Below are 12989 nucleotides of genomic sequence, written 5' to 3' on the forward strand. Positions count from 1 at the left end.
CCAGCACGGCCAGGCTGCCGTTGCCGGTGCACAGGTCGAGCACCTGGTGCGTGTGTTCGCCCAGCCATTCGTCAAAGCCGCCATCGGCGATCAATTCGGCAATGAAGCTGCGCGGCACGATGGCGCGCTCGTCCACATAGAACGGTACGCCCTGCAGCCAGGCCTCGCGCGTGAGGTAGGCCGCGGGCTTGCGTGTGCCGATGCGTTCATCAAAAAGTGTAGCTACCAACGCTTTCTGGGCGGGAGTTACAGGCTGATTTTGCTTGGAATCAGGTGCATCGCCCAGCGGCGTGTCGAGCGGCAGTCCGAGGCGCCAGAGCACCAGCCAGGCGGCTTCGTCGTGGGCGTTGGTGGTGCCGTGGCCAAAGGCCACGCCCGCGGCCTGCAGCCGCTGCGCGCCGCTGGCGATGAGGGCGCCGATGGTGTCGCCGCGCAGCGCGGGCAGGGCGCTGGGCACGGGGGTGGGTGCGTTCATACTACCGCCGCCAAGGCCTGCGCGTGCAGGTTTTCGAGCGTGCGCCGGTAGATGTTCTTGAGCGGCTCGATGTCGGCCACGGTGATGTGCTCGTCGATCTTGTGGATGCTCGCGTTGGGCGGGCCGCATTCGATCACCTGCGGGCAGATGGCGGCGATGAAGCGGCCGTCGCTGGTGCCGCCGGTGGTGGACAGCTCGGTGGCAAGGCCGGTCTCGGCCGCAATCGCCTGCTGCACGGCGGCGACCAGCTCGCCCGGTGGGGTCAGGAAGGGCTGGCCGCCCAGCGTCCAGCGCAGTGCGTATTCGAGCCCGTGGCGGTCGAGCACGGCATGCACGCGCTGTTTGAGCCCCTCGGCGCTGGACTCGGTGCAGAAGCGGAAGTTGAAGTCGACCACGACCTCGCCGGGAATGATGTTGCTCGCGCCCGTGCCGCCGTGGACGTTGCTGATCTGCCAGCTGGTGGGCGGAAAGAAGGCATTGCCCTGGTCCCACTCGGTGGCGGCCAGCTCGGCCAGCGCCGGCAGGGCTTCGTGGATGGGGTTGCGTGCCAGCTGCGGGTAGGCGATGTGGCCCTGGACGCCGCGCACCGTGAGCTTGCCGCTGAGCGTGCCGCGGCGGCCGTTCTTGATCATGTCGCCGGTGCGCTGCACGGCCGTGGGCTCGCCGACGATGCAGTAGTCCAGCCGTTCGCCGCGCGCCTTCAGCGCCTCGACCACGACCTTGGTGCCGTCGACCGACGGGCCCTCTTCGTCGCTGGTCAGCAGCAGGGCGATGTCCAGCAGCGGCGCGGGCGTGGCGGCGAGGAACTCTTCCAGGGCCACGACGAAGGCGGCGATGGAGGTCTTCATGTCGCTGGCACCGCGGCCATAGAGCTTGCCGTCGCGGTGCGTGGGCGTGAACGGGTCGCTGCTCCACTGCGCGAGCGGCCCGGTGGGCACGACGTCGGTGTGGCCCGCAAAGACCACTGTTTTGATAGCAGCCTGCGCTGACTGGCTGTGCGCTGAAGGCCGTTTTGCCCACAAGTTCTGGACCCGGAACTCGGCCGGTCCGCTGTCCATGGTTTCGCAGGCGAAGCCCAGCGGTTGCAGGCGCTCGGCCAGCAGGGGCAGGCAGCCGCCGTCCTCGGGGGTGACGGAGGGGCGGGAGATGAGCTGTTCGGCCAGGGTCAGGGTGCGGGGCATGGGACAGGGGGGATCAGGCGCTCGGCTTCACGTCGAGCACGATTTCGGTGAACGACGGCTCTTCGTCGTGAGTTTGCGCGTCCTGCGCCGCCTTGTGGGCCTGGGCGGCCTTGGCGGCCAGCGAGAAGTCGTTCTGCAGGCGCCACATCAGGTTGGTGGGCGAGTCGGCGTAGGCCAGCCCTTCCTTGCGGTCGATGCGCTGGCTCAAGACCAGGCGCGCCAGGTCTTCCTCGAACGTCTGCGAGCCTTCGGCCATGGATTTCTCCATGGCCTCCTTGACGCCCGAGAAGTCGCCCTTCTCGATCAGGTCCGCCACCAGCTTGGTGTTGAGCATGACCTCGGCGGCGGGCACGCGCTCGCCCGTGGCGGTGCGCACCAGGCGCTGCGACACGATGGCCTTGAGCGCCGAGGCCAGGTCGCCCAGCATGGTGGCGCGCACTTCCACGGGGTAGAAGCTGAGGATGCGGTTGAGCGCCTGGTAGCTGTTGTTGGCGTGCAGCGTGGCCAGGCACAGGTGGCCCGACTGGGCATAGGCGATGGCGGCCGACATGGTTTCGCGGTCGCGGATTTCGCCGATCAGGATCACGTCGGGCGCCTGGCGCAGCGCGTTCTTCAGCGCCACCTGCAGCGACTGCGTGTCGCTGCCGATTTCGCGCTGGTTGACGATCGATTTCTTGTTGCGGAACTGGTATTCGACTGGGTCTTCGATGGTGAGCACGTGGCCAGTCTGCAGGCTGTTGCGCCGGTCGATCATGGCCGCCAGCGTCGTGCTCTTGCCCGACCCGGTGGCGCCGACGACCAGGATCAGGCCGCGCTTTTCCATGATCAGGTCGGCCAGCACGGTCGGCAGGTTCAGCTTGTCGAGGTCGGGAATGTCCTGCGTGACGAAACGGACCACCACGGCATAGCTGCCGCGCTGGCGCATGGCGCTGACGCGAAAACGCCCCACGCCGGTGAGAGGCACGCCCATGTTGAGCTCGCCCGTCTCCTGCAGCTCTTCGAGGCGGTCGGGGGGCACGATCTCGGAGAGCAGGTTGCGGGGCGCGTCGGGCGGCAGGATCTGGTTGTTGATCGGCACGCACTCGCCGTTGATCTTGATCAGCGCGGGCGCGTTGGCCGACAGGTACACGTCCGAGGCCTTTTTCTCGGCCATCAGGCGCAGGATGCGCTCCATCGTGCTCATGGGTTCTCCCTCTCGTGGTGGTGGGTGCGTTCCGGCGCCGGATGGACCCGCGCGTCAGTCGCGCAGCAGGTCGTTGAGGCTGGTCTTGGCGCGGGTTTGCGCATCGACGCGCTTGACGATGATGGCGGCATACAGGCTGTAGCGGCCGCCGTCCTTGGGCAGGCTGCCGCTGATGACCACCGAGCCCGAGGGCACGCGGCCGTAGCTGATCTCGCCCGTGGCACGGTCGTAGATGGGCGTGCTCTGGCCGATGTACACGCCCATGCTGATGACGGAGTTCTCTTCGACGATCACGCCCTCGACGATCTCGGAGCGCGCGCCGATGAAGCAGTTGTCCTCGATGATGGTCGGGTTGGCCTGCAAGGGTTCGAGCACGCCGCCCAGGCCCACGCCGCCCGAGAGGTGCACGTTCTTGCCCACCTGCGCGCACGAGCCCACGGTGGCCCAGGTGTCGACCATGGTGCCCTCGTCGACATAGGCGCCGATGTTGACGTAGGACGGCATCAGGATGGCGCCCTTGGCGATGTAGCTGCCGCGCCGCGCGACGGCCGGCGGCACCACGCGCACGCCGGTGGCGGCCATTTCCTCGGCCGAGAGGTGGGCGAACTTGGTCTGCACCTTGTCGTAGAAGCCCAGTTCGCCGGCCTTGATGACGGCGTTGTCCTTGAGGCGGAACGACAGCAGCACGGCCTTCTTGACCCACTGGTGCACCGTCCACTGGCCCACGCCCTCGCGCGTGGCCACGCGCAGCTTGCCGCTGTTGAGCTCGGCGATGACGTGTTCAACGGCCTCCAGCACGTCCTGGGGAGCGGTGCTGGGCGTGAGGCTGGCGCGCTTGTCCCATGCGGCGTCGATGGTGCTTTGCAGGTGGTGGGTCATGTGATCAGGTGGAACGGGTTTGGATGAATTGGGCAATGCGCTGCGCGGCCTGCACGCATTCTTCGGTTTCGGCCACCAGGGCCATGCGCACGCGCTGCGCACCCGGGTTGGCGCCGGCCACCTCGCGCGCCAGATAGCTGCCGGGCAGCACGGTGACATTGTATTGAGCCAGCAACCCGCGCGCGAACTCGGTGTCGCTGAGGCCGAGCTGCTGCGGCACCTGCCCCCACAGGTAGAAACCTGCGTCGGGCAGGCGCACGTCCATCACGCGTGCCAGGATGGGCGTGACTTCGGCGAACTTGCGCCGGTACTGCGCGCGGTTGTCGGCCACATGCGCCTCATCGCCCCAGGCCGCCACGCTGGCGGCCTGCACGGCCGGACCCATGGCGCTGCCGTGGTAGGTGCGGTAGAGCAAGAAGGCCTTCATCAGCGCAGCGTCGCCCGCGACAAAGCCGCTGCGCAGGCCGGGCACGTTGCTGCGCTTGGACAGGCTGGTGAACGACACCAGGTTCTTGAAATCGCTGCGGCCCAGCCGGGCGGCGGCTTCGAGGCCGCCCAGCGGCGGCTCGTCGCGGAAGTAGATTTCGCTGTAGCACTCGTCGGAGGCGATCACGAAACCGTGGCGGTCCGACAGGGCAAAAAGCTTTTCCCACTCGGCCAGGGGCATTACGGCACCGGTGGGGTTGCCCGGCGAACAGACAAACAGCAGCTGCGTGCGCTGCCACACGGAGTCGGGCACGCTGTCCCAGTCCACCGCGAAGTTGCGCTCGGGATCGCTGGGCGCGAAGTACGGCGTGGCGCCCGCGAGCAGGGCCGCACCTTCGTAGATTTGGTAGAACGGGTTCGGGCAGACCACCACGGGCGTGCCCTGCGTGGGGTCGAGCACGGTCTGTGCAAAGGCAAACAGCGCCTCGCGCGAACCGTTCACGGGCAGCACCTGCGTGGCCGGATCGAGCGCCAGGCCGTAGCGGCGGCCGAGCCAGCCGGTGAAGGCTTCGCGCAGGCGCGGCTCGCCCGCCGTGGCCGGGTAGCTGGCGAGGCCGCCCAGGCCTGCGGTCAGCGCTTCCTGGATGAAAGCCGGCGTCGCGTGGCGCGGCTCGCCCATGCCCAGGCTGATGGCGCTCAGATGGGCGGGCGGGTTGACGCCCACGAAAAGCTGTCGCAGCCGCTCAAAAGGGTAGGGCTGCAGGTGGGAGAGCAGGGGGTTCATGGGGCGCCATTATCGGGGATGCGCCCGGGCGCCCAGTGCAGCGTGCGCGCTTCTTCCCGCCCCGAAACCCAGCCCTGGCGCCGTTGTGGCTGGACGCCGTGTGTCTGTCTGCCCGTCAGTTTAGTGCAAGAAAATGTAACGACCATGGGCCCGTCGAGGTGCCCCTGGGAGCGCCTGCATTCCCCAGAACAATGAAACGGAGACGCGCCCCATGTTTGATGTAGCCTTCCTGCGACCCGGTGTGTGGTGCATGCGCCGCCTGCGCCTGCCCGCCAAACTCTTGACGCTGGCAGCGGCGTGGAGCGCGGCCCTGGTGGCGGTGGCGGCCTTGCCCGGCCTGGGCGCCTCGAATGTGGTGATTTGGGGCGTGCTGGCGGGCTGCGCGGTGGCCGGGCTGTACGCGGTGGCCGCCTTGTATGCGAGCCTCGCAGGCGATCTGGGCGATCTGGCCGCGGCCATGGAACAGACGACGGAGGGCGACCTCTGTGCCCGCGTGCCGGTGCGGGGCCGCGACGAGCTGTCGGCAGTGGCCCGGCTGCTCGACCGCATGGTGCTCACACTGTCTGCCATGGTGGCTGACATCCGCAGCAATGCCGCGCTGGTGGCGCATGCCGGGCAGAGCCTGGCAGTGGACAACCGGGCGCTGGCGGAGCGCACCGAGCAGCAAGCGGCCAACCTGGAGCAAACGGCGGCCAGCGTCGAGCAGCTGTCGGCCACCGTGCACACCAATGCCCAGACCGCCCGCGCCGCCGACCAGCGCGCCAGCCAGGTGCGACAGGCCGCCGACGAGGGCGTGCAGGCCATGGCGCATGCCGTGCAGTCGGTCGAGGCCATCCAGCAGGGGGCGCGCCGCATGGGCGAGATCATTGGCGTGATCGACGCCATTGCCTTCCAGACCAACATCCTGGCGCTCAATGCTGCGGTGGAGGCCGCGCGCGCGGGCGAACAGGGCCGCGGCTTTGCGGTGGTGGCGGCGGAGGTGCGCACGCTGGCGGGCCGCTCGGCCGAGGCAGCGCGCGAGATCCGCACACTCATCGGCACCTCGGTGGCGCAGGTGGAGGCCAGTGCCGCGCTGATCCGCTCGGCCGGCGAGGGCATCGCCGCGATGGCGGGCGGGATCCGCAGCGTGGCGGCCAACATGTCTGAAATTTCGACGTCCGGTGCGGAGCAGAGCAACGGCCTGCAGGAGATCACCACGGCCGTGCGCCAGCTCGACCAGATCACGCAGCACAACGCGCGGATGGTCGAGCACGCGGTGGGGCAGGCCGTGGCGCTGGAGAACCGGGCCTCGACCCTGTCCCGGGCAGTGTCCAGTTTTCGGCTGCAGCAGGGCACCGCCGACGAAGCCGTGGCGCTGGTCGAGCGCGCCGCCGCGATGCACGGCAGAACGCCGCCCGGGCAGTTCCTGCGCACGCTGACAGACCCCGCCCAGCCTTGGCACGACCGCGACATGTACGTGTTCGCACTCGACCGCGACGGCACCTACCGCGCGTTCGGTGGCAACCCGGCCAAGGTCGGCACGCGCGTGCAGGACATTCCGGGCATCGCAGGAGAGCAACTGGTGCAGGACATCATCGCGCAGGCCGAACGGGCGCCGGGCTGGGTGGAATACGACATCCACAACCCCGCGAGCGACACGGTACAGACCAAGATGTCGTACGTGCTGCAGCTGGACCAGTGCTACCTGGGCTGCGGTGTGTACAAGACGCTGGCTGCGGGCGGCTGAGCGCCGCGGCGCCCCCGTTCGTGCATGGGAGGCTTCTTGGGAAGGGAAGCGAAGCCCGGCGCGGGAAGGGGTTCAGTGCGCGCGCTGTGCGCGCGCGCGCGCCAGCGCTGCTGCGATTGCGGCTTTCTTGTCGTCCACCGCGGGTGGCGTGTCAGGGGCCTGCCCCTCGCCGGCCAGCCGCTGCCGGCGCAGTGCATAGCGCTGGCGTGCATGCGTGGCCTGCGCTGGCGACCATGCGGCCCAGCCGGTCGCCTCGCCGCTGGCGTTGTCGAGCGCAATGCAGTCGACAGGGCACACCGGAATGCACAGTTCGCAGCCCGTGCAGTGCGCGGCGATCACGGTGTGCATGAGCTTGTTGGCGCCGACGATGGCATCGGTGGGGCAGGCCTTGATGCACAGCGTGCAGCCGATGCACCAGTCCTCATCGATCACGGCCAGGGTGCGCGGGCCTTCGCTGCCATGCGCAGGATTGAGCGGCCGCAGCGCCTGGCCCGTGAGGGCCGCCAGCCGGGCTATGCCCCCGGCGCCACCGGGGGGGCATTGGTCGATGCCGGCTTCTGCGCGTGCGATGGCCTGGGCATAGCCGGCGCAATCGGGGTAACCGCAGCGCGTGCACTGCGTCTGCGGCAAAGCCGCATCGAGGCGGGCGGCCAGGGCCGACAGGGCGGAAGGCTCGGCTGGCACCGCGTTTTCAGCCCTTGCGCGCCATGCGGGGCCCGCGCTGCGGCAGCGCGGGCGGCGCGGCGGTTACGCCGGCCAGCAAAGGGGTTTGCACCGTCTCTGCCTGGGCCGGCGCCGGCTCGGCCGCGCCGGTGGGAGCGGTGCTGCTTGCCGCGGGCTGCCGTGGGGTGGCGTGGTCGAGGATGAACTGGCGGACCTGGGGGTACACCACCTCGCGCCAGCGCCGGCCGCTGAAGATGCCGTAGTGGCCTGCGCCCTTGGCCTCGAGGTGGCGCATCTGGGTGCTGTCCAGCCCCGTGCACAGGCCATGGGCCGCGTGGGTCTGGCCCGAGCCTGAGATGTCGTCGAGTTCTCCCTCGACCGTGAACAGTGCGGTGGTGCGGATGTCCTGGGGGCGCACGCGCTCGAACTCGCCGTCGGGCGAGCGCACGTCCCAGGTGCCGTTGACGAGCTTGTACTCCTGGAACACCGTGTGGATGGTTTCCAGGTAATAGTCCGCATCCATGTCGAGCACGGCGTTGTATTCGTCGTAGAAGCGGCGGTGCGCTTCGGCGCTGGCATCGTCGCCCTTGACCAGGTTCTTGAAATAGTCGTAGTGGCTGGTGGCGTGGCGATCGGGGTTCATGGCCACGAAACCCGAGTACTGCAGAAAGCCGGGGTAGACGCGCCGGCCCGCGCCCGCAAACTTGCGGGGCACGGGATAGATCACATTGTTTTCAAACCACTCGTAGCTGCGGTTGACGGCCAGGTCGTTCACCTCGGTGGGCGAGCGGCGCGCGTCGATCGGGCCACCCATCATGGTCATGGACAGCGGCGTGGGCTCGCCGCGGCTGGCCATCAGCGACACCGCAGCCATCACCGGCACCGTGGGCTGGCACACGCTGACCACGTGGCAGTTGCCATAGGCGCCCTGCAGGTGGCGGATGAATTCCTGCACGTAGTTGACGTAGTCGTCGAGGTGGAAGGCACCCTCGGACAGCGGGACCAGGCGCGCGTTCTTCCAGTCGGTGATGTAGACCTTGTGGTCCTTGAGCATGGTGCGCACCGTGTCGCGCAGCAGCGTGGCGTAGTGGCCCGACAGCGGCGCCACCACCAGCACCACGGGCTGGCCCTTGAGCTTGGTCAGGGTGGCCGGGTCGTCCGAGAAGCGCTTGAAGCGGCGTAGCTCGCAAAAAGGCTTGTCCACTTCCACGCGCTCGTGGATGGCCACGCCGACACCGTCGACTTCCACCGTAGGGATGCCGAAGGCCGGCTTTTCGTAGTCCTTGGCCAGGCGGTAGGCCAGCTCGTAGCCCGCTGCAATGCGCTGCGCCATCGGGCTTTTGCCGAGCAGGGCCGTGGGGCTGCTGTAGAACTTGGCCGTGGCCAGCGCAAAGTCGGCAAAGGGCTCCATGAAGGAGCGCTGGGTTTCATAAAGGGCGTAGAGCATGGCGGAATTTGGGATTGTTGCAGTGCAATATAACAGTGTTTGGTTGAGCCGGGGTGGCGTGAAATCACCCAGACGGAGTCACCTCTGCGACACGGTCAAGCGGTCCATGGCGCCCCTGCGTGCCTAACGAGGCTCCATCAAAATCCATAGCGGTCAGCGCTTGTGTGGATTGGGAAAAAGCCCATTTTCATGAGATAAATGCGCCGACGACTCTTCAGTCGGCCGTGGCCAGCCAGGCGTCGAACGCGTCACGCGAGGCTTTGCGCAGCGCGCGCGCGTAGACCTCCTTGTTGCCGAGGTACAGGCAGTGGCGGATCACGGTGTAGGGGTTGAGCTGGGACGAAGGGTGCTGCTCTTCGTGGTGTTGCTTGTAGCGCTTGACGATGCCGATGGTCTGGCGCAGCAGGCTGTTGAAGCGCGCGCGCGTGATGTCGGGCGACCAGGTGTGGATGTCGTCGACGAACATGTCGACCTTGTGCGGCTCGAATTCGAAGTCCTTGAAGAAGTGGGTGGCGATCTTCAGGAAGGTGAAGGCATTGAGCCCGCTGCCGGGGGCGGAATCCTGGCCTCCGGGCGGAGTGCTTGTCGCATGGGGGCTGTCCTGCGCCACGGTTTCGTCGGGGGCCAGGCGCAGTTCTGCCTCGGTGGCGTCGCGGATATGCCGGAATTCGCGGTCGGCCAGCTCGAACAGCGCCGCCAGCACGTTGATGCGGCGCTTGAGCGGGCCGGGAATTGCTTTCTTGTACTTGATTTTGTGGTCCAGCACGCTCCAGGAGTCCTGGATGATGGTGCGGATCTGCAACTCGAACGCGAACGGCGCCAGCAGCGCGTGGCTGGGCAGCGCCCGGTGCGCCGCGTCCAGGCGCAGGTCCAGGTGCAGGCCCTTGTAGCCAAAGGCACTTTCGGTGCCCTCAACAGCGCTGACCTTGTCGGTGACCTCGATCACTTCGAACTGCGATTTCACGGCGTACGCCACCTTCTCGAGCTCGTCCTCATACAGGCAGACCACGCGCAGGCCGATCAGGTCGGTAATGTAGGGCCGGATCTCGTAGGGCGTGCCGCTGTCTTCGAGCGCCGCACGGTACTTGCGCGAGAACTTGCGCACGCATTCGTCGGCGTCCTTGATGCGGCCTTCGATCTTGGTCACGTCCATGGCGGCCGACGGCGCCACCAGGTCCGTCAGCAATGCGATAAACGATTCCAGCGCGTTTTTCAGCAACGGCAGGTTCTGCCCATAGAACGCGTGAAAGCGCGATTTTTCCAGGTCGAAATCAAGAGAAGGCATGGCGTGCGATTTTCGCGCAAACCGCGCGCACGAGGGCGGCGCCTTGCGCGCGCAGCGTGCCAGAGCGCTGTCTTGACTTGGGTCAAGAATGTGCACAGATAATGGGCGCGTTCTTGCGCCGGCATTTCGCTCCGAAAGCCGACCCGACCCGCCACCAGGATTTTGTCCACCTTGATGCATCTACCGCCATTGCCTTCCCGCGAGCGCGCACAGGGCAGCGTCCTGCGCTGGCATCTGCCGATGCTGTTTGCGCCGCTGCTGGTGCTGGTGATGCTGGGGCTCGTCTACCTGTACTCGCATGCGCGTGAAACGCAGGAAGCCGAGAAGCAAAGGCATGCCTTCGAGATGGCGGCCGATCGCATCGCCTACAACCTCAAGGACCGCATGGATGCCTATGAGCTGGTGCTGCGCGGGGTCAAGGGGTATTTCGACGGCTCGGAAAGCATCGAGCGCGATGAATTCCGCGCCTACATCGACGCCCTCCAGTTGGAGGAGAAAAGGCCCGGCCTGCAGGGGGTCTCGCTGTTGCTGTGGGTGAAGAGCACCGACGTGCCGTTGCACGCCGAAGCCATGCGAAAAAAGGGGTTTGCGGCCTACAGCATCTGGCCGCAGGGGCCGCGCGCCCACTATGCGGCGATCACGCACATCGAGCCCTTTGCGGGCGACAACCTGAAGGCGCTGGGGTTTGACGCGGCCACGGTGCCCGGGTCCCGCGCGGCGCTGGAACTGGCGCGCGACAGCGGCCAACTGGCCCTGACGGGCAAGCTCGACCTGGTGCAGAACGAAGGCCGCGGGCGGGCCCCAGCGCTCGTCATGTACCTGCCTCTCTATGGCAAACAGGAGCCACCGGACTCGCTGCAGGGGCGGCGCGACAGCCTGGTGGGCTGGGTGGCGGCGCAGTTTCGGATGCGCAGCGTGCTGCAGGGATTGGCCCGGGAGCTGGACACCGACATCGGCCTGGAGATCTACGACGGCGACACCGCGGCGCCGCAGGCGCTGCTCTACAGCACCGCAACGGCCGTCTCGGACGCGGATAGCGACCTGCAGGCCACGCGCCGCATAGCGCTCGGGGGCCGCCACTGGACGCTGCGCATGCACCCGTTGGCCGGTTTCGAGCACTACCACCCGCCCGCGGACGCGTGGTTCGCCACCATGGGCGTAGGTGGCAGCCTGGTGCTGGGCTGGCTCGCCTGGCTGCTGGCGACCGGGCGTGAGCGCGCGCTGGCACTGGCGCGCGGCATGACCCAGGAGCTGCGCAGCACGCGCGACGACCTGGAAAGCACCCTGAGCGCCGTCCCCGATCTATTGTTCGAGGTGGACCTGCAAGGGGTCATCCACCATGTCCGCTCGGCACGCACGGACCTGCTGGTGGCACCGCCCGAGGCCCTGCTGGGCAAGCGGTTCACGGAGATCCTCACGCCCGGCGCGGCGGCAAGCTGCATGGCGGCGCTGCAGCAGGCCCATGCCCACGGGCTCTCGCGCGGGCAGGAATACGAACTGGAGCTGGCCGGGGAGTCCCACTGGTTCGAGCTTTCAGTGGCGCGCAAGGAGGGCGGAACGGGCTCGCTGGCGCCGCGTTTCATTGCGCTGTCGCGCGATATCACCGAGCGCAAGCAGGCCCAGGCCCACACCCACCGGCTGGCCTACTACGACGCGCTGACGGGCTTGCCCAACCGTCGCCTGCTGCTCGACCGCACGCACGCTGCGCTGGCGGCGCACCAGGCCTCGGGCGAGGTTGGGGCGCTGCTGTTCGTGGACCTGGACAATTTCAAGCAGATCAACGACGCCCGTGGGCATTCGGTGGGCGATGTGCTGCTGGTGCAGGTGGCCCAGCGCCTGCAGCGTCTGCAGGGCGCCGATGCCACGGTGGCGCGCCTGGGGGGCGATGAGTTCGTGGTGCTGGTGTCGCGGTTGGCGCCAGACCTGGCGGCCGGCACGGCCGCCGCGCAGCAGATGGCCGAGCGGGTGCGCGCCGTGCTGGAAGCACCGCACCGCGTCAACGGCCACGTCTACGACAGCAGCGCCAGCATCGGCATCACGCTGTTTCCAAGGAACTGTGCAGGGGTCGAGGACCTGCTGCGCGAGGCCGACACCGCCATGTACCGGGCCAAGGCGCATGGCCGCAACCGCATTGCCTTTTACGAGCCCGCCATGCTGCTGAATGCGCAGGAAAGCCTTGCACTCGAGCAGGACCTCAAGAGCGCGATGGCGCGCAATGAGCTGGTGGTGCATGTGCAGTCCCAGGTCGATGCCAGCGGCCGCGTCGTCGGCGGCGAGCTGTTGCTGCGCTGGAACCATCCACAGCGCGGCAGCGTGCCGCCCGACCGTTTCATCGCCGTGGCGGAGGAATCGGGCCTCATCCTGCGTTTGGGCGACTGGGTGCTGCTGCAGGCCTGCGAGGCGCTAGCACAGCTGCACGCGGTGGGCAGCACCTTGCTGCTGTCGGTCAACGTGAGCACGCGCCAGTTCCGCCAGGACGACTTTGTCGAGCGCGTCCGCGGCATGATCGCGCGCACCGGTGCACCGGCCTCGCAGCTGATCCTGGAAGTGACCGAAAGCCTGTTCATCGACAACTGGCAGGACACCAGCGCGCGCATGGCCGAACTGGTGCAACTGGGCATCCGCTTTTCCATCGACGACTTTGGCACCGGCTACTCCAGCCTGGCCTACCTGAAGAAGCTGCCGCTGTTCGAGCTCAAGATCGACAAGGGCTTTGTGCAGGACACGCCGGACGACCCGAACGGCACGGCCATCGTGCAGAGCATTTTGTCGGTGGCCCGCCACCTGAAGCTGCGCGTGGTGGCCGAAGGGGTGGAGACGCGTGCGCAGGCCGACTTCCTGACCGCCAACGGCTGCGAATTCCTCCAGGGCTATTGGTTCGAGCGCCCGGGCCCGCTGCAGCCGTGGCTGCAGCGCCGGCTCGGCGCCAGCGACTGACCC

General features: G+C 67.8%; 9 protein-coding genes and 1 pseudogene. 2 read left to right on the forward strand and 8 right to left on the reverse strand.

Annotation, left to right across the window (positions count from 1 at the left end):
• The 5 genes and pseudogenes from B2J89_RS22760 to dapC form a co-directional block, all read right to left on the reverse strand.
• Nucleotides 1-475, reverse strand: a pseudogene (locus B2J89_RS22760) (50S ribosomal protein L3 N(5)-glutamine methyltransferase); the annotation flags it as partial.
• Nucleotides 472-1656: a succinyl-diaminopimelate desuccinylase gene (gene dapE, locus B2J89_RS10175; RefSeq protein ID WP_169168966.1), complete on the reverse strand. Its 1185-nt coding sequence runs from the start codon at nucleotides 1654-1656 to the stop codon at nucleotides 472-474. The gene dapE and the pseudogene B2J89_RS22760, both read right to left, overlap by 4 nt.
• A 13-nt stretch (nucleotides 1657-1669) precedes the next feature.
• The gene (locus tag B2J89_RS10180) at nucleotides 1670-2839 is read right to left on the reverse strand and encodes a PilT/PilU family type 4a pilus ATPase (protein WP_169168967.1); all 1170 of its coding nucleotides are present in this window, start codon (nucleotides 2837-2839) and stop codon (nucleotides 1670-1672) included.
• Nucleotides 2840-2893: 54 nt separating this feature from the next.
• The gene (gene dapD / locus B2J89_RS10185) at nucleotides 2894-3718 is read right to left on the reverse strand and encodes a 2,3,4,5-tetrahydropyridine-2,6-dicarboxylate N-succinyltransferase (RefSeq protein ID WP_169168968.1); all 825 of its coding nucleotides are present in this window, start codon (nucleotides 3716-3718) and stop codon (nucleotides 2894-2896) included.
• A gap of 4 nt (nucleotides 3719-3722) precedes the next feature.
• Nucleotides 3723-4928, reverse strand: coding sequence for a succinyldiaminopimelate transaminase (dapC, locus tag B2J89_RS10190; RefSeq protein WP_169168969.1), 1206 nt, complete (start codon nucleotides 4926-4928; stop codon nucleotides 3723-3725).
• Between the two features lie 211 nt (nucleotides 4929-5139).
• On the opposite strand from dapC, the gene B2J89_RS10195 reads away from it, so the two are divergent.
• Nucleotides 5140-6654, forward strand: a complete 1515-nt coding sequence (locus B2J89_RS10195) for a methyl-accepting chemotaxis protein (RefSeq protein WP_169168970.1) — start codon at nucleotides 5140-5142, stop codon at nucleotides 6652-6654.
• Between the two features lie 72 nt (nucleotides 6655-6726).
• Here the strand turns inward: B2J89_RS10195 and B2J89_RS10200 are convergent, their stop codons facing one another.
• The 3 genes from B2J89_RS10200 to B2J89_RS10210 form a co-directional block, all read right to left on the reverse strand.
• Nucleotides 6727-7338, reverse strand: a complete 612-nt coding sequence (locus tag B2J89_RS10200; protein ID WP_169168971.1) for an RnfABCDGE type electron transport complex subunit B — start codon at nucleotides 7336-7338, stop codon at nucleotides 6727-6729.
• Between the two features lie 7 nt (nucleotides 7339-7345).
• Nucleotides 7346-8764 carry a polyhydroxyalkanoate depolymerase gene (locus B2J89_RS10205; RefSeq protein ID WP_169168972.1) on the reverse strand — a complete coding sequence of 473 codons (1419 nt, stop codon included), beginning with the start codon at nucleotides 8762-8764 and terminating at the stop codon, nucleotides 7346-7348.
• A 214-nt stretch (nucleotides 8765-8978) separates the two neighbouring features.
• Complete coding sequence (locus B2J89_RS10210) at nucleotides 8979-10049, reverse strand: GTP pyrophosphokinase family protein (protein ID WP_169168973.1); 1071 nt, start codon at nucleotides 10047-10049, stop codon at nucleotides 8979-8981.
• 174 nt (nucleotides 10050-10223) lie between these two features.
• Between B2J89_RS10210 and B2J89_RS10215 the strand changes: the two genes are divergently transcribed.
• The gene (locus B2J89_RS10215) at nucleotides 10224-12986 is read left to right on the forward strand and encodes an EAL domain-containing protein (RefSeq protein ID WP_240964851.1); all 2763 of its coding nucleotides are present in this window, start codon (nucleotides 10224-10226) and stop codon (nucleotides 12984-12986) included.
• The last annotated feature ends 3 nt before the right edge of the window (nucleotides 12987-12989 follow it).

It is taken from the genome of Acidovorax sp. SRB_24 (assembly GCF_012931925.1).